Origin of the sequence: Kitasatospora sp. NPDC086801 (genome assembly GCF_044745805.1) — a bacterium.
Lineage (GTDB): Bacteria > Actinomycetota > Actinomycetes > Streptomycetales > Streptomycetaceae > Kitasatospora.
Genome location: NZ_JBIVAX010000042.1, coordinates 1 through 22,189, shown reverse-complemented (window position 1 = coordinate 22,189; position 22,189 = coordinate 1). Strand labels below are relative to the sequence as shown.

21 protein-coding genes are annotated in these 22,189 nt (G+C 71.3%); 6 read left to right on the top strand and 15 right to left on the bottom strand.

Annotated elements, in window-relative coordinates:
- Positions 1-170 precede the first annotated feature (170 nt).
- From ACIPLC_RS31300 to ACIPLC_RS31280, 5 genes are all read right to left on the bottom strand, one after another.
- Complete coding sequence (locus ACIPLC_RS31300) at positions 171-1,520, bottom strand: ATP-binding protein (RefSeq protein WP_350885150.1); 1,350 nt, start codon at positions 1,518-1,520, stop codon at positions 171-173.
- 54 nt (positions 1,521-1,574) lie between these two features.
- Positions 1,575-3,164, bottom strand: a complete 1,590-nt coding sequence (locus ACIPLC_RS31295; protein WP_400476407.1) for an SCO6880 family protein — start codon at positions 3,162-3,164, stop codon at positions 1,575-1,577.
- A gap of 7 nt (positions 3,165-3,171) precedes the next feature.
- Positions 3,172-4,470 (bottom strand): hypothetical protein, encoded by a 1,299-nt coding sequence (locus tag ACIPLC_RS31290; protein ID WP_400476406.1) that lies wholly within the window; start codon positions 4,468-4,470, stop codon positions 3,172-3,174.
- Positions 4,460-5,275, bottom strand: coding sequence for a hypothetical protein (locus tag ACIPLC_RS31285; protein WP_400476405.1), 816 nt, complete (start codon positions 5,273-5,275; stop codon positions 4,460-4,462). Before ACIPLC_RS31285 ends, ACIPLC_RS31290 begins: the two co-directional genes overlap by 11 nt.
- A 166-nt stretch (positions 5,276-5,441) precedes the next feature.
- Entirely contained in the window at positions 5,442-5,792 is a 351-nt protein-coding gene (locus ACIPLC_RS31280) for a hypothetical protein (RefSeq protein ID WP_350885142.1), read from the bottom strand.
- Positions 5,793-6,031: 239 nt separating this feature from the next.
- Between ACIPLC_RS31280 and ACIPLC_RS31275 the strand changes: the two genes are divergently transcribed.
- Together ACIPLC_RS31275 and ACIPLC_RS31270 are read left to right on the top strand one after the other, a co-directional pair.
- A complete protein-coding gene (locus ACIPLC_RS31275; protein ID WP_400476404.1) occupies positions 6,032-7,258 on the top strand; it encodes an NlpC/P60 family protein in 1,227 nt (408 codons plus the stop codon).
- 184 nt (positions 7,259-7,442) lie between these two features.
- Positions 7,443-8,162 carry a phosphatase PAP2 family protein gene (locus tag ACIPLC_RS31270; RefSeq protein WP_400476403.1) on the top strand — a complete coding sequence of 240 codons (720 nt, stop codon included), beginning with the start codon at positions 7,443-7,445 and terminating at the stop codon, positions 8,160-8,162.
- Positions 8,163-8,176: 14 nt separating this feature from the next.
- Here the strand turns inward: ACIPLC_RS31270 and ACIPLC_RS31265 are convergent, their stop codons facing one another.
- Positions 8,177-8,374 carry a hypothetical protein gene (locus ACIPLC_RS31265; RefSeq protein WP_400476402.1) on the bottom strand — a complete coding sequence of 66 codons (198 nt, stop codon included), beginning with the start codon at positions 8,372-8,374 and terminating at the stop codon, positions 8,177-8,179.
- A gap of 163 nt (positions 8,375-8,537) precedes the next feature.
- Here ACIPLC_RS31265 and ACIPLC_RS31260 point away from each other — a divergent pair, with 163 nt between their 5' ends.
- Both ACIPLC_RS31260 and ACIPLC_RS31255 read left to right on the top strand, forming a co-directional pair.
- Positions 8,538-9,437: a hypothetical protein gene (locus tag ACIPLC_RS31260; protein ID WP_400476401.1), complete on the top strand. Its 900-nt coding sequence runs from the start codon at positions 8,538-8,540 to the stop codon at positions 9,435-9,437.
- 196 nt (positions 9,438-9,633) lie between these two features.
- Positions 9,634-9,834: a hypothetical protein gene (locus ACIPLC_RS31255; RefSeq protein ID WP_400476400.1), complete on the top strand. Its 201-nt coding sequence runs from the start codon at positions 9,634-9,636 to the stop codon at positions 9,832-9,834.
- 77 nt (positions 9,835-9,911) lie between these two features.
- On the opposite strand, the gene ACIPLC_RS31250 is transcribed toward ACIPLC_RS31255, so the two are convergent.
- The gene (locus ACIPLC_RS31250) at positions 9,912-10,304 is read right to left on the bottom strand and encodes a metal-sensitive transcriptional regulator (RefSeq protein ID WP_400476399.1); all 393 of its coding nucleotides are present in this window, start codon (positions 10,302-10,304) and stop codon (positions 9,912-9,914) included.
- Positions 10,305-10,674: 370 nt separating this feature from the next.
- Here ACIPLC_RS31250 and ACIPLC_RS31245 point away from each other — a divergent pair, with 370 nt between their 5' ends.
- On the top strand, positions 10,675-11,295 hold the full coding sequence (locus tag ACIPLC_RS31245; RefSeq protein WP_063348282.1) for a DUF47 domain-containing protein: 621 nt from the start codon (positions 10,675-10,677) through the stop codon (positions 11,293-11,295).
- A 5-nt stretch (positions 11,296-11,300) separates the two neighbouring features.
- Positions 11,301-12,296 carry an inorganic phosphate transporter gene (locus tag ACIPLC_RS31240; RefSeq protein WP_063348283.1) on the top strand — a complete coding sequence of 332 codons (996 nt, stop codon included), beginning with the start codon at positions 11,301-11,303 and terminating at the stop codon, positions 12,294-12,296.
- Between the two features lie 156 nt (positions 12,297-12,452).
- Here the strand turns inward: ACIPLC_RS31240 and pstB are convergent, their stop codons facing one another.
- The 8 genes from pstB to mshD all read right to left on the bottom strand — a co-directional run bounded on the left by pstB (position 12,453) and on the right by mshD (position 22,069).
- On the bottom strand, positions 12,453-13,229 hold the full coding sequence (pstB, locus tag ACIPLC_RS31235) for a phosphate ABC transporter ATP-binding protein PstB (RefSeq protein ID WP_400476398.1): 777 nt from the start codon (positions 13,227-13,229) through the stop codon (positions 12,453-12,455).
- Between the two features lie 47 nt (positions 13,230-13,276).
- A complete protein-coding gene (gene pstA / locus ACIPLC_RS31230) occupies positions 13,277-14,353 on the bottom strand; it encodes a phosphate ABC transporter permease PstA (RefSeq protein WP_400476397.1) in 1,077 nt (358 codons plus the stop codon).
- A complete protein-coding gene (gene pstC / locus ACIPLC_RS31225; RefSeq protein WP_400476396.1) occupies positions 14,350-15,327 on the bottom strand; it encodes a phosphate ABC transporter permease subunit PstC in 978 nt (325 codons plus the stop codon). The genes pstA and pstC overlap by 4 nt, the downstream gene beginning before the upstream one ends.
- A gap of 148 nt (positions 15,328-15,475) precedes the next feature.
- A complete protein-coding gene (gene pstS, locus ACIPLC_RS31220; RefSeq protein ID WP_400476395.1) occupies positions 15,476-16,606 on the bottom strand; it encodes a phosphate ABC transporter substrate-binding protein PstS in 1,131 nt (376 codons plus the stop codon).
- Positions 16,607-16,850: 244 nt separating this feature from the next.
- Complete coding sequence (locus ACIPLC_RS31215; RefSeq protein WP_400476446.1) at positions 16,851-17,294, bottom strand: NUDIX hydrolase; 444 nt, start codon at positions 17,292-17,294, stop codon at positions 16,851-16,853.
- A gap of 67 nt (positions 17,295-17,361) precedes the next feature.
- A complete protein-coding gene (locus ACIPLC_RS31210) occupies positions 17,362-18,450 on the bottom strand; it encodes a CHAD domain-containing protein (RefSeq protein ID WP_400476394.1) in 1,089 nt (362 codons plus the stop codon).
- Positions 18,451-18,553: 103 nt separating this feature from the next.
- Positions 18,554-20,731, bottom strand: a complete 2,178-nt coding sequence (locus ACIPLC_RS31205) for an RNA degradosome polyphosphate kinase (RefSeq protein WP_400476445.1) — start codon at positions 20,729-20,731, stop codon at positions 18,554-18,556.
- 300 nt (positions 20,732-21,031) lie between these two features.
- Complete coding sequence (gene mshD, locus ACIPLC_RS31200; protein WP_400476393.1) at positions 21,032-22,069, bottom strand: mycothiol synthase; 1,038 nt, start codon at positions 22,067-22,069, stop codon at positions 21,032-21,034.
- Between the last annotated feature and the right edge of the window lie 120 nt (positions 22,070-22,189).

Here is a 22,189-nt window from a genome sequence, read left to right as displayed (position 1 = left end):
GATGTGTTGCGCCTGTGCAGCCTAGAGTCAACGCGCGTAGCTGTCAGGACGTTGAACGTAACGAGAGGATTACCTACTGACGAACCGTCGCCGTCCGACCAGGGCCGGCGCCACCGTCCCAGCCCGCCCAGACCCCCGGCCGGAACCGGCCAGACCCCCCGGCCTGCCGCTCAGACTCCCGGCTCGGCCGCCAACTGCCGCTCAGCCCGGTCCCGTTCGGCCACCGCGTCCTCGGTCATCGCACGGTCGGTGTACACCAGCGGCCGCTCGGCCTCGGTGATGATGTGCTTGACCACCTGCACGTTGCCGTTGACGTCCCAGACCGCGATGCCCGGCGACAGGGTGGGAATGATCTCCACCGCCCAGCGCGGCAGCCCCAGCACCCGGCCGGTGGCCCGCGCCTCCTCCGCCTTCTGCATGTAGATCGTCCGGGTGGAGGCCATCTTCAGGATCGCCGACGCCTCCTTGGCCGCCGCGCCGTCCACCACGTCCGACAGGTGGTGCACCACCGCGACGAACGAGAGCCCGAGCCGGCGGCCGAACTTCAGCAGCCGCTGGAACAGCTGCGCCACGAACGGGCTGTTGATGATGTGCCAGGCCTCCTCGACCAGGAAGATGCGCTTCTTCCGGTCCGGCCGGATCCAGGTGTGCTCCAGCCACACGCCGACGATCGCCATCAGGATCGGCATCGCGATCGAGTTGCGGTCGATGTGCGAGAGGTCGAAGACGATCAGCGGCGCGTCCAGGTCGATGCCGTCGGTGGTCGACCCGTCGAACATGCCGCGCAGGTCGCCGTCGACCAGGCGGTCCAGCACCAGCGCCACGTCCAGGCCCCAGGACTGCACCTCGTCCACCGCCACGCCCAGCGACTCCACCGAGGACAGCTCGGGGCTGCGCAGGGTGTCGATGATGTCGTCGAGCACCGGCTGACGGTCCTTCACCGTGGCCACCACATGGGCGTGCGCGGCCTTCAGCGCGAACCCGGCCCGCTCCTCCAGGCCGCGCCCCATCGCCACCTCGACGATGGTGCGCAGCAGCGACAGCTGGCCGGTCTGGGTGATCGCCGGGTCCAGCGGGTTGAGCTTCACCCCGCCGTCCCGGGCTGCCATCGGGTCGAGCCGGATCGACTTTATGCCCAGCGCGTTGGCGATCAGGTTCCACTCGCCGACGCCGTCCTCGCCCTGCGCGTCGAGCACCACGACCTGCCGGTCGCGGAACCTCAACTGCCGCAGCACGTACGTCTTCTCCAGCGCCGACTTGCCGTTGCCGGACTCACCGAGCACCAGCCAGTGCGGGGCCGGCAGCTGCTGGCCGTACAGCTGGAAGGGGTCGTAGACGTACCCCTTGCCGCTGTACACCTCACGGCCGATGATCACGCCCGAGTCGCCCAGCCCCGGCGCGGCGGTGGGCAGGTAGACCGCCTGCGCCTGGCCGGTGGAGGTGCGCACCGGCAGCCGGGTGGTCTCCACCTTGCCGAACATCAGGCTGGTGAACGCCTCGGAGAGGTTGCCGAGCGCCATGTACGGCCTCCTGGTCTGGTCGACGGGCGGTGGTGGAGCGGTGCGGACCGGGTGTCAGCGGCGGATGCCGGTCGCGAACGGCAGGGTGTTGACGAACGCCCGGTGGTGCTCGCGGTCGCACCACTCCAGCTTGAGGTAGCTCTTGCCGGCCGAGGCCCGGATGGTGCGCTTGTCCCGGGCCAGCGCGTCGGGGTTGCGCGAGGACACCGTGATGTAGCCGACCAGGTTCACGCCGGCCGCACCGGAGGCCAGGTCGTCGCCGCGCTGGTCCACCCGGCCGGTGTGGGCCAGGTCGCGCGGGTCGACCGTCCGGTTCATCTTGGCCGCCCGGCTGGCCTCCGCCTCGTCGTTGGTCTTCTCGGTCAGCATCCGCTCGATCGCGACGTCGGTGGGCTCCAGGTCCATCGTCACCGCGACCGTCCGGATCACGTCCGGGGTGTGCACCAGCAGCGGCGCCAGGAAGTTGACCCCCACCGGGGTCAGCGGCCACTCCTTGATCCACGCGGTGGCGTGGCACCACGGCTCCCTGGTCGCCGACTCGCGCGTCTTCGCCTGCAGGAACTGCGGGTGGGTCGCGTCCAGCTCGGCCGGCCAGGCGTTGCGCCGGGACATCGCCTGGATGTGGTCGATCGGGTGGTCCGGGTCGTACATCGAGTGCAGCAGCGAGGAGAGCCGGGCCTGCCCCAGCGGCTGGCGCACCCGGATGTCCGCCTCCGCCAGGCGGGCGCAGATGTCGGTCAGCTCGCGCGCCATCACGGCCGCCAGCCCCTCGTCGTCCCGGGCCCGCCGACCGGTCGCACGCTGTTCATAGGCACTGTGGCCCATCGCGTGCGCCTCGGCCGCCAGGTCGCGGGTGTAGTGCATGCAGGCCACCAGGTACGCCCGGTGCTGCTCCGAGGAGGTCGACACCATCGACTGCAGTTGGTCGTACGAGTCCTGCAGCCAGCGCGGCGCGTCGTGGTCCCCGCGCCGCTCGACGTCCTTGGCGTGCGCGTCCGGGTCGGCCGGCAGCGTCCGGGCCAGGATCTGCAGCCGGGTCACGAAGCCGTCCCCGTTGGCGACGTGCTTCAGCAGCGTGCCGAACCGGTCGACCAGCGCCTCCTGGTCCTCCGAGTCGCGCAGGCCGACACCGGGGCCCTCGATCTCGATCGCGGCCGTCACCGTCCGCCGCTCCAGGTGCATCAGCACGCCGACCTCGTCCGGCCCGAACGGCGCGGTCAGCCAGCGCAGCCGCCCCACCCCGGGCGGCGGGCCGACCTCCACCTCCCGGCCGTCCATCCGGGTGCCGGCGTCCATCACGTCCGAGCGCCACACCGACCGGCCGCTCCGGACCGTCCGGCGGTAGGTGCGGTTGATCTCCGCCCACTTGTAGAACGTCCGTTTGCGGTACGGCACGTAGACCGCCGCGATGGCCACCATGGGCAGGCCGATCAGGCCGCCGATCCGCAGCGGCAGGATCGGCATCAGCAGGCCCCAGAGCATGCCGAGGAACGCGCCGAAGATGATCAGGACGATCTCGCCGGACTCCCGGTTCCGGCCGATCGGCGCGTTCGGGCGGGCCTTGCCGATCAGGTAGGTGCGGCGCTGGTGCACGTACGGCTGGGCGTACTGGGCCCCGTACTGGCCGAGCGGTTCGCTGCTCACTTACCCGTCACCCTCCCTTCGCTGAGTTGCTGTCGCGGATCGGAACCGAGGTCTGCGGAGGCCCGGCCTGCGGTGGTGGCGCCGGCGTCCGGCCGGCGTGCGCGGCGATGCCCGGCGCGACCGAACCGCCGCCCGCACCCCCGCCGCCACCACCCGCACCGACCGGCCCGCGGTCGCCGTGGGTGGTGATGCCCTGCTTCATCAGGTTCGCGGTGCCGTTGATCATCGCCGAACCGGCCGACACCGCACTCGCCCGGGCATGACGCATGTTCATGATCTCGTCGCCGAAGCCCGGCACGAAGCGGTACACCGCGGCGCTCGCGAAGATCGACAGGAACAGGATCGCCAGCCCCGACAGCACCCGCGCGAAGTCGTCGTTGGCCCCGGCCCCCGTCGCCACCGCACCCGCCAGGCCCAGGATGACCACGATGATCGGCTTCGCCAGGTCCACCGCCACCATCACCCCCGCCCACCGGCGCACGTGCTTCCACAGCTGCTTGTCCACCAGCCCCGCGTACACCGCCGTACCCAGCAGCGCGCCCACGTACAGCATCGCCGCCCGGATCAGCAGCTCGATCCAGAGCACCGCCGCCGCCAGCACCGCCACCAGCGACACGATGATCAGGATCAGCGGGCCGCCGCCCATGTCCCCCTTCTCCAGGGTGTCGGCGAACGCCCCCAGGTACGACCCGGTGTCCGACTTCGTCCCCACCGCGATCGCCTTGGTCAGCCCGTCCGTCACGCTCACCACGGTGAAGAGGATCAGCGGCGTGAACGCGGACGCCACGACGGTCAGCCACAGGAAGCCGATCGCCTCCGTGAACGCCGTCGCCAACGGCGCCCCCCGCACCGCCCGCTTCGTCACCGCCAGCAGCCACAGCACCAGCGTGATCACCGTCGACACGGCGAACACCACCGCGTACTGCTGCAGGAACGACGCATTGGTGAAGTCCACCTGCGTCGTCCCGTCGATCGCGCTCGACAGCTTCCGCACCACCCAGGCCGCCGCCTGGGCACACCCCTTGGCCAACGACCCCAGCGGATCGGTCACACTCCCGACGGTGCCGCTCCCCGGGAGCGAGCCGATGCCCGGCTTGTCCACGCAGAGAATCCCGTTGCCGGAGATCGGTAGGTCAGGGCAGTTGGCGCTCGGCGTGGCACCCGGCGTCGGCGTGGCCGTCGGTGACGGCTCGGCGAACACCCGCTGGGCCCCCAGCAGCGCCGCGACCTGCAGGGCGGCGAACGCGCCCGCCAGTGTGCCCGCTCGGCGTGTGGTGGAGCGGTGCGAGGTCTGGTCAACGGGCATAGCGGAACCCCCCGAACTGCTGGACGGCGCCGGTGATCTCGTCGGCGGTGGCGGCCTGCTGGTCCCCCGGCATCGGTGCGGGACCCTGCTTGCTGGTGAAGTCGGTGAGCTTCCAGTCGCTGCCCGTCCAGTGGAGCGAGAGCGTGAGGGTGAACCAGCTCGTCGTCACGGGCTGGACGGAGTGTTCGCCGGCGAGGCCGGTGAGGCCGGTGCACCAGACCTCGACCTTGGCGTCGCCGTCGCTGTAGCCGGTCGACTTGGCGCCGACCGGGACGGTGCGGCTGACGAAGGTGAGGCCCTTGGGCGCGCGGCCCTGGGCGTCGAGGCCGTAGCGGGCGGCGGTGTCGCCGCCGAACCCCTGGTCCAGCCGGCTCTGCAGGCCCGGGGCCGCGCCCGGGTCGGCGATGGTGGCGACGATGGTGTGGCGGCTGTCGGCACGGAACATGTCGGCGGAGCCGATCGCCACCGCGTAGTTGGCGGCGGCGGACTGGGCGCCCTGGTCGGTGTGCGGGTAGCCGGATCCGATGCCGTTGACGGTGGTGCCGACGGGCTGGTCGCCGCTGGGGGCGGGGCCGGCGCCGGCGGGCGCGGTGGGGGCGGCGCGGTCGGCGGAGCGGCTGGTGCTGCCGGGGTCGGCTTTGTCGCGGTTGGCGATGGAGATGGCCACGACGAGCAGGGTGACGACGACGAGGACGGTCAGCAGGGTGCGGAGCGGCCGGGCCTGGCGCTGGGCCGGCTGGGAGGAGGGCTGTTCGCCGACCGGCAGCCGCGTACGGGTGTGCGGCTGGTCGTCGGACAACGGCACGGCGGCCCTCCTGGTGCGGGGAGCCGGGGGGCTCCGGGGGCCCTCCGGCCGGGGGCGGGCGCGGACGGAGGGTGGGAACGGGGGGTGGACTACTGGCGGGTGGGCTCGGGGTGGTCCGGACGGGAGACCTGACCGCGGGGCGGGCCTGGCCACTGCTGTCCGATCGTCAGATCGCCATGCCGTAGACAATGGTGAACAGAGTGCCGAGTGATCCAATGATGAACACGCCGGTCAGGCCGGCGACGATCAGCCCCTTGCCCTGTTCGGCGCCGAAGCTGTCGCGCATCGCGGTCGCACCGATCCGCTGTTTGGCCGCCCCCCAGACGGCGATGCCGAGGCAGATGAGGATGGCGACGGCCATGATGACCTCGACCATCACCCTGGCCTCCGACCCGAGTGTCGCGAACGGGCCCCAGTCCGGGGCGATCCCGCCGATGATGGTGTCGATATTCGGCTTCTTTGGAGGGTCTTCGGCCAGGTGGCCGATCGCGTTCGTGTGCACGCTGCTCAGGTTCATTTCCATCTCACCGCCCGATCAGGCAAATTCAAGGGCCCTGACCCCGCCCGCGCGAAGGGGCGGTACCTATTCTTGGCCAGATCTGATGTCGACTTGGCTACTTCTCGCGGATTGGTGGTGAGGCATCGGACACGTACGCGAGGATGTCCACCGTACGAAGGATAGCGCTCACTCTTTGTATCTCTGATGATTGCGGTGAGCAACGCCTTCCGGAACACTTCGACTGACGATTCGTCGGGATGGTGCTGATGGTACTCCGGAAGGCCGGTACGGCCGCCGCTGCTGCGGGAGTTGTGACGTTCGGGCTCCTCGGCCTGGTGACGGTGGGGACGTTCGCGGCGAGCGGGACGCCGCAGCAGTCGGCGAATCGCGCCGCGCTCTCGCCGGGGACGGTCCCGGCGGCGTTCCAGGCGCCGATCCAGCAGTGGGGCGCGCTCTGCCCGGAGATCTCGCCGCCGATGCTCGCGGCACAGCTGTACCAGGAAAGCGGTTTCGATCCGAAGGCCCAATCGGGCGTCGGGGCACAGGGAATGGCGCAGTTCATGCCCGATACCTGGGCGGCGTACGGCACGGACGCCAATGGGGACGGCCGGAAGGACGTCTGGGACCCGCTGGACGCGATCGCCTCGGCGGCGACCTTCGACTGCGCGCTCGCGAAGGACGTCGCCAAGGTCCCGGGCGACCGGCAGGCCAACCTGCTGGCCGCCTACAACGCCGGCCCGTACGCGGTGACCAAGTACAACGGGGTGCCGCCGTACAAGGAGACCCAGGGCTATGTGAGGAACATTCAGGCGATGGCCCGCAGCTTCACCGTGCCCACGGCGCCGGTGGAGGTGTCCGGGCAGTCGGCCGGGGCGATCTACTTCGCCCAGAGCAAGCTCGGGACGCCGTACCTGTGGGGCGGGGAGGGGCTGCCCTCGCAGAACGGGCGGTTCGACTGCTCGGGCCTGACCCAGGCGGCGTACGCCAGCGTGGGCATCGCCCTGCCCCGGGTGGCGAACGACCAGTGGTACGCCGGGCCGCACCCGTCGCGCGATCAGCTGCGACCGGGCGACCTGGTGTTCTGGGCAACGGACCTGAACGATCCGCGGAGTATCCACCACGTCGGGATCTACGTCGGCGGCGGTTACATGATCAACGCGCCGCACACCGGCGCGGTGATCCGCTACGACAAGATCGACACCAGGGAGTACATCGGCGCGACCCGGGTCACCTCGGACGGCGCCCAGGCGCTGCCGAGTCGCAACGCGGACGGTTCCGTGAGCGCCCCGAGCCGCCCGGGCACGACGGCGCCGACCGGCCCGGCCGCACCGACCACCCCGTCGGCCCCGGTGGCGCCGGCGGCCCTGGCGACCCCGAGCACCGCCCCCACCCCGCCCGCCGCCGGACCGCCCGCGGCCGCCGCGCCGCCCGCCCCGGCCGGCCCGGACCCCGCCGGGGCGGGGCGGCGGGCGGCGAGGAACTGAGCCGCCCCAGGCCCCGAGGTGTGAGTGCCCTGTGGACGCTGAGTCAAGTTTCCATAACCGCGCGTTTCCGTGGAACGCTGTGCCCCGGCGATGGCGTTGATCCCGATGGCCCACCGTCAGCTTCCCGCGCGGGGAGGGCCCCGACCGGATCGAACAGGTGCAGCGGACCAGAAGGAGGTGCGGCGTGTCGACGCCGCTTGCCGACACGACCAACCCCGACCTCGGCCTGCTCTACGCCGTCAACGGTCTGGCCAAGCGCTCCCCGCAGTGGCTGGACCACCTGGTCTCGTGGATCGGTGAGTACGGCATCCTGATCGGCCTGGCGATGCTGGGCCTGGTGGCCTGGCTACAGGCGAGACGCCGCCCGGACGCGCCGGTGGCCGTCGCCGGGCTGCTCTGGGTGCCGCTCTCCGTCGCCATCGCCGAGCTGGCCAACCTGCCGATCGCCGCGATCGTGAACCGCCCGCGCCCGTTCGTCGACCACAGCGGGCTGTTGGTGCTGGTGGACGGCAAGGCGGGCACCCACTCCTTCGTCAGCGACCACTCGACCATGACGATGGGCGTGGCGGTGGCGCTGTTCCTGGTGAACCGGCGGCTCGGCTGGATCGCCGGGGGCCTGGCCCTGTTACAGGGCTTCTGCCGGATGTTCATGGGCGTGCACTACCCGACCGACGTGATCGGCGGCTTCGCGCTCGCCGCCGCGGTGGTGCTGCTGCTGGCGCCGATCGCGATGGCGGTGCTGGTCCCGCTCTGCCACGCGCTGGGCCGGACCGCCCTCGCCCCGCTGATCCGGGCGCCGGAGCGCGCCGGAGCCGGCGGCGGCCCGCGGGGTCGGCGGCGCGGACGCGAGCGCGGGACGGTGCGTTCCGAGGAGCAGCCGCCGGAGTCCGATCTGGCGGCGTGAGCCGCCCGGCCCGGCTACCCCGGTCCGTCGCCGCTCTCGGCGAGGGCGAGGTGGTCGTCCCCCTCGCGCCGGGCCAGGTCGCGCGAGCGGCGGGCCGGTGAGAACCAGCCGCAGCTGCAGGTCGCGAAGGCGAAGGAACCACGCTCGCTGACCGCGACGCGGTGTTCGGGCATCCGGGCGGTGCCGGGGGAGGCCGGCAGCTCACTGTGCACGTGGTTCACCGTAACGCGCCGGACGCCCGGCGCGCGATGCCGTCCACAGGGCCCCTTCCGCGTAACCCTTTGCGGCTCAACTCGTTTGCCCGGAAAGAGCTCTGCCCACCTGGTGGTGTCCGGCAGGGCAGTCGGGCCCGAGGGGGTTGTCGCGAGGATGAAGATGACCGACCAGCAGCGCAGCGGACGGCCGGGGCGCCGTCCGCTGCCGCATCTGCGTGCGGCGGCCGGGGCCGCCCTGCTCGCCGCCGCCCTGGCCGGCCTGTCCGCCGGCTGCGCGGCCGGCTCCGGCGGCGGCTCCTCCGACCAGCAGTCGGGCCCCCCCGACCAGCTCGCCGCGGACCCGTTGACGGCGGTGCGCAACACCGCCGACATCACTGGCCGCACCGGCGCCGCGCACACCGCCACCGAGTTGGTCACCGAGTCGTCCGAGAAGAAGGCCGTCTTCACCGGGACGGGCGGCTACGACTACGTGAAGCGGATCGGCCGCCTGGAGGTCCAGGTGCCGCCGGGCGCGGCGACCACCGGGAAGATCGTCGAGGTGGTCCTGCCGGGCACCGTCTACCTGCAGAACAGCGGCGCCAAGGTGCCCGAGGGCAAGTGGGTCAAGCTGGACGTGCGCCAGTTGCCGGACGGCAACCTGGTCAGCAGCGGCGCCACCGACCCGGCCTCCGCGGCGGGCGCGCTGCGCGGGGCGCAGAAGGCGGACGCGGTCGGCACCGACACCGTCGACGGAGTGGCGCTGCACCACTACCGCGGCACCCTGGACCTGGCCAAGGCGGCCGACGCGACCGGCGGCCGCGGCGGGGACGGCCTGCGGATGGGGGCCCAGACCTTCACCGTGAAGGACGTCCCGTACGACGCCTGGCTGGACGACCAGGGCAGGCTGCGCAAGGTGGTCGAGGTGTTCACCTTCGCCGGGGTGGCCGGTTCGAAGGAAGCCAAGGACCAGGTGAAGGTGACGTCGACCACCTCGGTGACGGACTTCGGCAAACCGGTGGAGGCGGCCGAGCCGCCGGCCTCGGACATCTACGCGATGAAGCCCTCGGAGAGCCCGAAGTAGGCCGCCGGGGCAGGGCTCCGGCGCCGGGGCGAACCGGGGCGCCGCCGGAGCGGGTGGCTGCCCGGGGAGCGGCGGTCACCCGTTTCGGCGGCGCCGAGATGGCCCGTCCGTGCCATGTGGACGGGCTCCGAAGTGCCTAGGCTGGACGTCGGGTGGCTGCCGCCCGGGCTGGCGAGGCACTGAAGGGGTGGTGCAGGTGGTGTCGTCCACGGGCGGCCGCAGCGGCGGCCACGACGACGCGGCCCTCGACGAGATTGATCTGGCCGGCGAGCTGATGATCGCCGCGACGGCCAGCACCGGCGACCGGCTGCCGACCGAGCGGATCGACGAGGTGCTGCTCGACCGGGCCGAACCGGGGCGGGCCGACGGCGAGTCCTGGCGGCGGGCCGACGGCTAGGGCCTGTCCGACAAGATCCGCCGGACAGGCCCTAGCCGTTTTGCAGCCGCCCCCGCTCGCCCGGCCCGGGCCCGGCCTCAGCTGCGCAGCAGTCGGCCGATCGCGGCGGTGGCCTCCGTGACCTTGGCGTCGAGTTCGGCGCCGCCCTCCTCGGCGGCGGCCGCGACGCAGTGCCGCAGGTGCTCCTCCAGCAGGGAGAGCGCGAAGGACTGCAGCGCCTTGGTGCTGGCCGACACCTGGGTGAGCACGTCGATGCAGTAGACGTCCTCGTCGACCATGCGCTGGAGGCCGCGGATCTGGCCCTCGATCCGGCGCAGCCGCTTGAGGTGGGCGTCCTTCTGCGCGCTGTAGCCGTGCGGGCCGTGCCCGCCCTGATGCCCTGCGGCGGCCGCGGGGGCGGCGGGTGCGTCGGCCTGCGCGGCGGTGCCGTGCCCGTGGTCCGGCTCGGTGCGCGCTTGCGTCGTGGTCATCGGCCCGCCTTCGTCTGGATGCCTGGTGGCTGCGTCGGCCACCAGTGTCCAACACCGGGGCCGTCCGTGGTGTTCCGACGGCCGACGCGGCATGTGCCGAAGGGTTCCGGACCGGCTGCGGACGGGCCGCGGCGTGGTTCACCCGTCTGAGCGGCGCCCCGGTCTTCCGCACGTACCACGGGGACAATCCGGGCGAGGTTCCGTCAGACTGGGGGCTCACGTCCGCACCTGGGTGTGCGGTCCGGGTCAGCTGGTGCGGCAGCCGAACGGAAGGGGAGGTTCCGCCTCCACCGGCACCACCCCGTTTGCGCGATTGCGCTTGGTTGCACCTAGCATCGTTCAGTCCCTACCCCGCACATCGGAGATTTCCGTGCGTTTTAGCCTGACCCCGAAGGAGACGAGCTTCTACGACATGTTCTCTGCCGCCGCGGAGAACCTCGTCGTCGGTTCGAAGCTCCTGCTGGAACTGCTGGGATCAGACGTGTCGGCCCGCGCGGAGATCGTCGAGCGCATGCGCGCCGCCGAGCACGCCGGGGACGACACCACCCATGCCGTGTTCCACCAGCTGAACTCGTCCTTCATCACGCCCTTCGACCGCGAGGACATCTACAACCTCGCCTCGTCGCTGGACGACATCATGGACTTCATGGAGGAGGCCGTCGACCTGGTCGTCCTCTACGACATCCAGACGCTGCCGAAGGGGATCGAGCAGCAGATCGAGGTGCTGGCACGGGCCGCCGAGCTCACCGCCGAGGCGATGCCGAACCTGCGCAGCATGTCGAACCTCACCGAGTACTGGATCGAGGTCAACCGGCTGGAGAACCAGGCCGACCAGATCCACCGCAAGCTGCTCGCCCACCTGTTCTCCGGCCAGTACGACGCCATCGAGGTGCTCAAGCTCAAGCAGGTCGTGGACGTCCTTGAGGAGGCGGCGGACGCGTTCGAGCACGTCGCCAACACGGTGGAGACCATCGCCGTCAAGGAGTCCTGACCCTCGTGGACATGGCAGCACTCATCGCCGTCGTCGGCGTTGCGTTCTTCTTCACCTACACCAACGGCTTCCACGACTCCGCGAACGCGATCGCCACCTCGGTCTCCACCCGGGCGCTGACCCCCAGGGCCGCGCTGGCGATGGCCGCCGTGATGAACCTGGCCGGCGCCTTCCTCGGCAGCGGCGTGGCGCACACCGTATCCCAGGGGATCATCGAGACGCCCACCGGCGACCGGGGCATGGTGATCCTGTTCGCCGCACTGGTCGGGGCGATCGCCTGGAACCTGGTCACCTGGTACTTCGGCCTGCCGTCCTCCTCCTCGCACGCGCTGTTCGGCGGCATGGTGGGCGCGGCCATGGCCGGCGGCATCGACGTGATCTGGGGCGGCGTCCTCGACAAGATCGTCATCCCGATGATCGTCTCGCCGGTGGTCGGCCTGGTCGGCGGCTTCCTGGTGATGCTGGCGATCCTGTGGATCTTCCGCCGGGCCAACCCGCACAAGGCCAAGCGCAACTTCCGGGTCGCCCAGACCGCCTCGGCCGCCGCGATGGCGCTGGCGCACGGCCTGCAGGACGCCCAGAAGACGATGGGCATCGTGGTGATGGCGCTCACCATCTCCGGCCACCACTCCGGCGAGGGCATCCCGGTGTGGGTGAAGATCTCCTGCGCCACGATGCTCTCGCTGGGCACCTACGCGGGCGGCTGGCGGATCATGCGGACGCTCGGACGCAAGATCATCGAGCTGGACCCGCCGCAGGGCTTCGCCGCCGAGGCCACCGCCGCGACGGTCATGTACGTCACCTCGTTCGTCTTCAAGGCGCCGATCTCCACCACCCACGTGATCACCGCGGCGATCATGGGCGCGGGGGCCACCAAGCGGATCCGCGCGGTGCGCTGGGGCGTCGCCAAGAACATCGTGCTCGGCTGGTTCATCACGATGCCGGCGGCCGCCATCGTCGCAGCGCTGGTGTACTGGTTCGCCCACCTGTTCTGGGGCTGACCGGCCCCGCACGTGACAGGGCCCGCCCCCACATCTCGGGGGCGGGCCCTTCTTCATGCTCCACGGCGGCACCGCCATGCAGCACCGCGGAGCAGCCTGTGTGCTCGCCGTTCGCCTCCGGACACCGCGGTCCGTCGACCGGTGGCGGGGGTCCGCCTAGCCGAAGCGGCCGGAGATGTAGTCCTCGGTCGCCTGGACCGACGGGTTGGAGAAGATCCGCTGGGTGTCGTCCAGCTCGACCAGCTTGCCCGGCTGGCCGACACCGGCCAGGTTGAAGAAGGCGGTGCGGTCGCTGACGCGGGCCGCCTGCTGCATGTTGTGGGTCACGATGACGATGGTGAACTGCGACTTCAGCTCGCCGATCAGGTCCTCGATGGCGAGGGTGGAGATCGGGTCGAGCGCGGAGCAGGGTTCGTCCATCAGCAGGACCTGCGGCTCGACCGCGATGGCGCGGGCGATGCACAGCCGCTGCTGCTGACCGCCGGAGAGGCCGGCCCCCGGCTTGCTCAGCCGGGTGTGGACCTCGTTCCAGAGGTTGGCGCCCTTCAGCGAGCGCTCCACCACCTCGTCCAGGACGGACTTCTTGCGCACGCCCGCGAGCTTGAGGCCGGCGACCACGTTGTCGTAGATCGACATGGTCGGGAACGGGTTCGGGCGCTGGAAGACCATGCCGACCGAACGGCGGACGGCGACCGGGTCGACGTTCGAACCGTAGAGGTTCTCGTCGTCCAGGAGCACCTTGCCCTCGACCCGGGCTCCGGGGATCACCTCGTGCATCCGGTTGAGGGTGCGCAGGAAGGTGGACTTGCCGCAGCCGGAGGGGCCGATGAAGGCGGTCACCGAGCGGGGTTCGATGCTCATCGAGATGTCCTCGATGGCCTTGGTGGTGCCGTAGTAGGCGGACAGTCCGCTGACGTCGATGCGCTTGGCCATGATCGTTGCTTCTCTCGTCTGTCTTCGTACGTCAGTCAGTCGGTCGCTCAGTGTCCGCCCTTGGGCGAGCGCCAGCGTGCGATGCCCCGGGCGATGAGGTTGAGCCCCATCACGAAGGCGATCAGCACCAGCGCGGCGCCCCAGGCGCGGGCGTAGCCGTTGTCGTTGTTGACCACTGAGTACTGCTGCCAGATGTACATCGGCAGGGACTGCTGCGGTCCGTCGAACGGGTTGCTGTTGATGGCGTCGGCGCCGAAGACCAGCATCAGCACCGGGGCGGTCTCGCCCGTGATGCGGGCGACCGCCAGCATCACGCCGGTGGTGATGCCGCCGATCGCGGTGGGGAGGACGATCCGCAGGATGGTCTTCCACTTCGGCACGCCGAGCGCGTACGAGGCCTCGCGCAGCTCGTTCGGGACGAGCTTGAGCATCTCCTCGGTGGACCGGACCACGACCGGCATCATCAGGATCGCCAGCGCGAGGCTGCCCGAGAAGCCCGAGTAGCTGAAGCCCAGGGCGATGTTCCAGAGCGACAGGATGAACAGACCGGCGACGATCGACGGGATGCCCGTCATGACGTCGACGAAGAAGGTGACGGCCTTGGCGAGCTTGCCCCGGCCGTACTCGACCAGGTAGACGGCGGTCAGCAGACCCACCGGGGCGGCCATCGCGGTGGCCAGGGCGACCTGCTGCATGGTGCCGAGCAGTGCGTGGTAGATGCCGCCGCCGGGGCCGGAGGCGATCACGCCCTTCATCGAGTGGCTCAGGAAGTTCCCGTTCACCACGCCGATGCCCTGCTGGACCGTGTAGACCGTCAGGGAGATCAGCGGGACCACGGCCAGGATGAAGGCGACCCAGACCACCGAGGTGGCGAACCGGTCCTTGGCCTGGCGCCGGCCCTCGACCTGGGCCGAGGCGCCGTAGCTGACCAGCAGGAACAGCAGGGCCGAGATCAGGCCCCACTGCAGGTGGCTCTCCAGCCCGCCGACGGCACCGATCCCGCAGCCGACCGCGATCGAGCCGACCGCGATGACGGCCGGGGCCCACTTGGGCAGCCGGTTGGCGGTCAGCGACCGGCTGATCAGCCGGGCGTCGGCCGTGACGGAAGTCGTTGCCGCGGTCATGCGTTGGCCCCCGAGTACTCCTTGCGGCGGGCGATGATCAGTCGCGCGGCGCCGTTCACCAGCAGGGTGATGACGAACAGGACGAGGCCGGAGGCCATCAGGGCGTCGCGCCCGTTGTTGCCGGCCTCGGCGAACTTCAGCGCGATGTTCTGCGCGAAGGTGCCGCCGCCCGCGTCGAGGATGTGCAGCGAGAGCACGTTGCTCGCGGACAGCACCACCGCGACCGCGATGGTCTCGCCGAGCGCGCGCCCGAGGCCGAGCATCGAGGCCGAGATGATGCCGGGGCGGCCGAACGGCAGCACCGCGGTGCGGATCATCTCCCAGCGGGTCGCGCCGAGCGCGAGCGCCGCCTCCTCCTGCATCCGCGGCACCTGGCGGAACACCTCGCGGGAGACCGCCGTGATGATCGGCAGGACCATGATCGCCAGCAGGATGCCGACGGTGAACAGGTTGCGCGGGGTACCGGTCTTGGTCTGGTCGAAGATGTACGTCCAGCCGAGGTACTGGTTGAGCCAGCTGGTCAGGCCGTCCATGTGCGGGACCAGGAAGAGCGCGCCCCACAGGCCGTAGACGATGCTGGGGACGGCGGCGAGCAGGTCGACCAGGAAGGCGAACGGCTGGGCGATCTTCCGCGGCGCGTAGTGCGAGATGAACAGCGCGATCCCGATGGCCACCGGGACGGCGATCGTCATCGCGATGACGGCGCTGACGAGGGTGCCGAAGGCCAGGACGGCGATGCCGAAGACCGGCTTCGTGGCGTCCGGCGTCCACTCGAAGGTGGTGAGGAAGTTGCCCTCGTTGGTGCTGAGGGCCAGGCCCGCGCGCCAGGCCAGGAAGCCGGCGATCGCGGCCATGATGACCAGCAGCAGGATGCCCGAACCACGGGCGAGGTTCATGAAGATCTTGTCGCCGAAACGGCTGTCGCGCGTTCGGCGTTCCCTGCCTCGCGGGGCGGCAGGGGAGGATGAAGTCATTGTCTACTCCGGTCTGGTGGTGCCGCCCCGGAAGGGGGACGGCACCATGGCGGCGGTGCCCCGGACGTTGTGCTGGGTCGGTGCGTTCCGGTGGGACGACCCCGGCCCCCCTCGCTCACGGGGCCGTCCCACCGGTGCTCCTGTCGGGTCAGGCCAGGGAGGAGACGGCGGCCTTGACCTTGTCGCTGATCGCGGCGGGCAGCGGGACGTAGCCCTTGTCGCCGATCGCCTTCTGAGCGCCGTCGCTGATGGCGTAGTTCAGGAAGGACTTGAGGTTGTCGAGGTTCTCCGGCTTGTTGCCCTTGTCGCAGGCGATCTCGTAGGTCACCAGGACGATCGGGTAGGCGTTGTCGGCCTTGGTGCCGTAGTCCAGGGAGAGGGCGAGGTCGCCGTCGGTGCCCACGACGGTGGAGGAGGCGAAGGTGAGGGCGGCGTTGGCCGCGGTCGCCTCGACGGGCTTGGCCGCACCGGTGGCGATCTTGGCGCTCTTGAGGTTGTTGCTCTGCGCGTAGGACAGCTCGGCGTAACCGATGGAGTTCTTGACCTGCTTGATCTGCGCGGAGACGCCGGCGCTGCCCTGGGCGGACTGGCCGCCCTTGCCCTTCCACGCCTTGTCCGGCGCGGCGGTCCAGGCGCCGCCGGAGGTCTTGGCGAAGTAGGAGGTGAGGTTGTACGAGGTACCGGAGTCGTCCGAGCGGTGGACGGTCTGGATCTCGGCGTCCGGCAGCTGGACGCCCGGGTTCAGGGCGGCGATCGCCGGGTCGTTCCACTTGGTGATCTGCGAGTCGAAGATCTTGGCGGAGGTCGGGCCGTCCAGGACCAGGTTGTCGACGTTGTCGACGTTGTAGACCAGCGAGACGAGACCCGCGACCAGCGGCAGGTCGATCGCCTTGCCGCCGGTGCAGACCGTCTTGGAAGCGTCGACGTCGGCGGGCTTGAGCGCGAAGTCGGTGCCGGCGAAGGCGACCTTGCCCTGGTTGAACTGCTGCACACCGGCGCCGGAGCCGCCACCGCTGTAGTTGACGGTGGTGCCGGAGCAGGACGCGCCGTAGGTGGTCTTCCACACGTCGATCGCGTTGGCCTGAGCCGTCGAGCCCGCAGCGAGCAGCGTCCCGCCCTTGCCACAGTTGACCGCGGCGGCCGAAGCGGAGCCGCTGGAGCCACCGGTGGCCTTGGCACCGTTGTCGTCCGAGCCGCAGGCAGCGAGCGACAGCGAGCTGACGAGCGCCATGGCACCGATGGCGAGGGCCTTGGAGCGGCCGTTCCGCTGGAGCTTCACAGGGGTGTCCCTTTCTGTGGCATTGCCCGTCGCGCGGGCCGTGCGAGGACGGCGGAGCGCGGGTTCTGCTGTGGTCCGGGGCCCGTTCGGCCCTCCGGTAAACCCGAAGTTAGGCCGGGTAGGTGACACGACAGCCGGTCGCAAGTGAACGGAGAGTGAACCTCGAAAGGATGACAGGAAACTACGTCAGGTAGTCACGGTTGCGTCACGGCAAGGACGCGACGAGATCACTTCCATCGTTCCTTCACCGCCGGTGGTCGCTCACCCGTACGGGCTTCGCACCCAGGATCGCCAGTAGGGCGTCGACCAGCAACCGGTCGCGGTCGTGCGTCAACCGGGCGCGGGCCTTCCCGGCGGGCAGCCACTCCAGCCGGTCCACCTCGCGGTTCGGCCGGAACGCCCCGCTCGCCGGCACCGCCGCCCAGTAGCGCACCTCCTTCGGCCGGCCCTGCGCCAGGTAGTGCTGGGCCGGCAGCTCCGGACCGAGCAGGCAGGCGAACCCGGTCTCCTCGCGCACCTCGCGCAGCGCCGCCGCGACCACCCCCTCGCCCGGGTCGAGCTTGCCCTTCGGCAGGCTCCAGTCGTCGTACTTGGGCCGGTGGATCACCGCGATCCGCGGCCGCCCCAGCCGGCCGCTCTTCTTCGGCCGGCCCGGCAGCCACAGCACCGCGCCCGCCGCCAGGATCACCGGGGCGTGCCCCGCCCCGGTCGCGGTTGCGTCCCGTGCCTGCCCGGTGCTCAGGCGATCGCGCAATTCAGGCCGTCCGTGGTGCGGGGGAATGCCCCCGGCCCTCGGCAGGGGGGAGGTCCGGCCAGCCGTCCGGACCGGGCGGGAGGTCGGGCCACCGGCGGCCGAAGGCGTACCGCGCCGCCTCCACCTCCAGTCGCTGATCAGCATGCACCACGCCCAGCACGTAGGCGGTCGCCGGGGTGATCCGCGGGGTCCGCGCCGCGGTGGCCGCGGTGACCGCGGCGTCCGCCGCCTCCTGGTGCCGGCCCAGCACCCCGTCCAGCTCGTCCAGCTCGGCGGACCCGCGACCGCACACCTCCAGCGCGTACCGGGCCCGCTTCACCAGGATCCGCGTCCGCGCCCACGGCGCGTCGTCGGCCGCCAGCGCCGTGTCCGCGTCCACCGCGCCGCGCGCCGCCGGGACGGCGCCCAGCCGGCGCAGCCCGTCGCCGCCGTACGGCGTGGCGGCCCGGTGCAGCGGCAGCTGCTGGGCGCTCACGGACAGCGCCGTGAACGCGGCGGCCGCCTGCGGCAGCAGCACCGCCGGCGCCCGGCCGCCCGCCGACTCCAGCAGCGGCGCCTCGCCGACCAGCAGCGTCATCCGGTCCGCCAGCGCGTGCAGCCGGGCCGACCGGAGCTCCTGGAGCACCGAGGAGTGCGCCCTGGTCCGGGCCAGGGTCAGCTGCCGGTCGAGCAGCGCCCGCGCCTTGGGCGCCCCGGCGTGCCCGGCCAGCATGCCCGTCCCGTCCGGGTCGCTGCCGCTCAGCGAGTCCAGCGCGCCCAGCAGTCGGGCCGAGCGGCGGACGTACCCGGGCTCCAGCGCCAGCAGGTTGAGCAGCCAGCGCAGTTCGGTGCGCGACTCCTGGGCCCAGGCCTGCTCGAACACGGAGCCGAAGGTGTGCAGCAGCCCGCCGATCCGCCGGACCGCCCGCAGCAGGTCGGCGGTGCCGGCCGCCGGGATGACCGCAGCCGTCCCCGGTCTGGCGCCGACCTCGCCCACCGCCAGCGGCAGGGCGCGCAGGAACGCGCCAGCCTGGGCGGTGAGGTGGCTGGAGAGGATGTCCCCGGCGGTCGCTGTGGCGGCCGCCTGGGCCGTCATCGGCGCATCGGTCATGGCGTGGTAGATCCCCGTTCCCCCGGGTTCGTCCCCCCGGGGCTGGTGGCCGACCGCTGGAACCGGTCCCCTGCGGTTCCAGCGGCTCGCATCAGTGGTCGCGTCAGCGCGGGGCGGCGGCCCGGCGGCGCTGGCGCGAGTCGATGAGCAGATCCTGGACGTGCCGCAGCGGCCGGCCCTCGGCGTCCTGCGAGTGGCGGGTCCACGCGCCGTCCTGCCCCAGGTGCCAGGACTCGGTCTCGTCCGACATCCCGAGGTCGATCAGCCCGGACAGCTCGGCCCGGTGGGCCGGGTCGGTGATCCGCATCAGCGCCTCGATCCGGCGGTCCAGGTTGCGGTGCATCATGTCGGCGCTGCCGATCCAGACCTCCGGATCGCCGTTGTTGCCGAACACGAAGACCCGGGAGTGCTCCAGGAAGCGGCCCAGGATGCTGCGGACCCGGACGTTCTCGCTCAGCCCCGGCACGCCCGGCCGGATCGCGCAGATCCCGCGCACCCAGACGTCCACCGGCACACCGGCCTGCGAGGCCCGGTACAGCGCGTCGATCAGGGCCTCGTCGACGATCGAGTTGACCTTGAGCTTCACGTACGCCGGCCGGCCGGCCCGGTGGTGGGCGATCTCGTTGTGGATCCGGGAGACCAACCCGTCGCGCAGGCCGCGCGGGGCGGTCAGCAGGCGGCGGTAGGACTCGCGGCGCGAGTAGCCGGACAGCCGGTTGAAGAGGTCCGAGAGGTCGGCGCCGACCTGCGGGTCCGAGGTCAGCAGCCCCAGGTCCTCGTACAGCCGGGCGGTCTTCGGGTGGTAGTTGCCGGTGCCGACGTGCGAGTAGCGGCGCAGGGTGTCGCCCTCCTGGCGGACCACCAGCGACAGCTTGCAGTGCGTCTTCAGCCCGACCAGGCCGTAGACCACGTGGCAGCCGGACTCCTCCAGCTTGCGGGCCCACTTGATGTTGGCCTGCTCGTCGAAGCGCGCCTTGATCTCGACCAGGACCAGCACCTGCTTGCCCGACTCCGCCGCGTCGATCAGCGCGTCCACGATCGGCGAGTCACCGGAGGTGCGGTACAGCGTCTGCTTGATCGCCAGGACGTCCGGGTCGGCGGCGGCCTGCTCCAGGAAGGCCTGCACCGAGGTGGAGAAGCTGTCGTACGGGTGGTGCAGCAGGACGTCCCGCTCGCGCATCGCGGCGAAGATGTCCGGCTGGGACGCCGACTCGACGTCGGTCAGCCCGCGGGCGGTGCCCGCCACGAACTTCGGGTACTTCAGCTCCGGGCGGTCCAGTTCGGCGATCCCGAACAGGCCGGTCAGGTCGAGCGGCCCGGGCAGCGGGAAGACCTCCGCCTCGGTGATGTTCAGCTCCCGCACCAGCAGGTCCAGGATGTAGGGGTCGATCGACTCCTCGACCTCCAGCCGCACCGGCGGGCCGAAGCGCCGCCGCATCAGCTCCTTCTCCAGGGCCTTGAGGATGTTCTCGGTGTCGTCCTCCTCCACCTCCAGGTCCTCGTTGCGGGTCACCCGGAAGGCGTGGTGGGCGAGCACCTCCATGCCCGGGAACAGCTCCTCCAGGTGCGCGCCCATCACGTCCTCCAGCGGGACGTAGCGCTGCGGCGAGGCCTCCAGGAAGCGGGCCAGCGACTGCGGCACCTTCACCCGGGCGAAGTGCTTGTGCCCCGACACCGGGTTGCGCACCACGACGGCCAGGTTGAGCGAGAGTCCCGATATGTACGGGAAGGGGTGCGCCGGGTCGACCGCCAGCGGGGTGAGGACCGGGAAGATCTTCTGCCGGAACAGGGTGTGCAGCCGGGCCTGCTCCTTCTCCGCCAGCTCCGGCCAGCGGACCACCTCGATGCCCTCGGTCGCGAGGTCCGGCAGCACCTCCTGCTGGAAGGCGGCGGCGTGCCGCGCCATCAGCTCGCGCGAGCGGGTCCAGATCAGGTCCAGCACCTCGCGCGGCTGCAGGCCGGAGGCGCTGCGCTGGGCGACACCCGTCGCGATCCGGCGCTTCAGGCCGGCCACCCGGACCATGAAGAACTCGTCCAGGTTGCTCGCGAAGATGGCGAGGAACTTGGCCCGCTCCAGCAGCGGGATGCCCGGGTCCTCGGCCAGTTCCAGGACCCGCTCGTTGAAGGCGAGCCAGCTGCGCTCGCGGTCCAGGAAGCGGCCCTGCGGCAGTGCGTCGAACTCCTGCTCGTCCTCGGCCGGCAGCTCCGGCGGTATCCCCAGCGCACCGGACATCCTGGCCGGCGGGGACAGCGGGGCAGAGACGGGGCGGGGGATGCTCATGGGCTCCAGCTCCTCCAGCAGCAGGACGGCGTCCGGACGCGAATGGCTGTGCGGGCCGTCGTCCTCGCCCAGGGCCAACGCCCACCCGCCGGGCGCGGTCCGTACAGGGCCGGCCGGCGCATGGCGGTCGACTCTGCACGAGCGAGACCCTACGGACTTCATCCTGTGATCTTCGCGGCATCAATTGAATCCACGGTAAACACCGCATGGCCAGGAGGAAAGCTGAGTCGGTCGGGGCAAGGCCCGATGACGTCCGACCCCTTGCCCCGGACCGCCCGGAGCCGCTAGGCCGCCGGGCTGCTAGGCCGCTTGGTCCTCTCGATACTGGACGCGGTACATGAGGTCCACCTCGTGGATGGTGAACCCCAGTCGTTCATATACCCGCACAGCGGCCGGATTGTCAGCGTCGACGTAGAGCAGGACCGTCTCCAGTCCACGCTCGCCGGCGCCCGAGGCGTCCGAGCCCGTCAGGTGGCGCAGACCGGCAGCGGTCAGGGCACGGCCGAGACCGCTGCCCTGCTCCGCCGGGTCCACCCCGACCACGTACACCTCGCCGAGCGCCGACTCGGTGGCGGTCGCCGGGTGCACCTTGGTCCAGTGGAAGCCGACCACCTTGCCGTCCCGGGTGGCGAGGAAGAAACCGGCCGGGTCGAACCAGGGCTCGGCCAACCGCTCGGCCAGGTCCTGCTCCGTCCAGGAACCCTGCTCCGGGTGGTGGGCGAAGGCCAGCGCGTTCAGCCGCAGCCACTCGGCATCGTCCTCCCCGGGGCGGAAGGTCCGGAGCTCGACGCCCTCCGGTACGGCGACGGCCTCGGTCTGCGGCCCGGTGCGGCGCATCTGCCGCAGCTCGCGGACCAGCTCGGCGCCGTACCGGCCCGCCAGGTGCCGGGCCGCCGGGTGACCGCCGTGCACCCAGAAGTCCACCGCGTCGCGGCCGGCCCGATGGGCCTCCCCCAGCACCGCGTCCACCAGCGGCCGGGCCAGGCCGCGACCGCGGGCGGCCGGGTCGACCACCAGCTCGGCGGCGGGGTTGGCGGCAGGGTTGGCGGCGGGGCCCTCCTGGACTTCGAGCTGCCCGTAGCCGACGACGGCGGCGCCTGACTGCTTGCCCTCGATGTCGGCCTCGGTCCCGGTGTCGGCCTCGACCTCGACCTCGACCTCGATGAAGTGGCTGACACCCGGGCGCGACGTGTCCGAGGAACGGAGCCGAAGCCGGCCCTGCTCGGACACGGCAGCCCGGCCGTCCACCGCCTGGGCGTCCGCCAGAACGCGCAGGGCGCCGTCGCGCTGCTCGGGGCGGAGCACACTGTTCGCAATGACCGCTGTCTGATCGTCCATGCCCTGACGATACGTCACCGGAAATGCAAAGAACCCCCATCCGGTTTCCCGGATGGGGGTTCTTTGTGAATGATTGTTCGGCGGCGTCCTACTCTCCCACAGGGTCCCCCCTGCAGTACC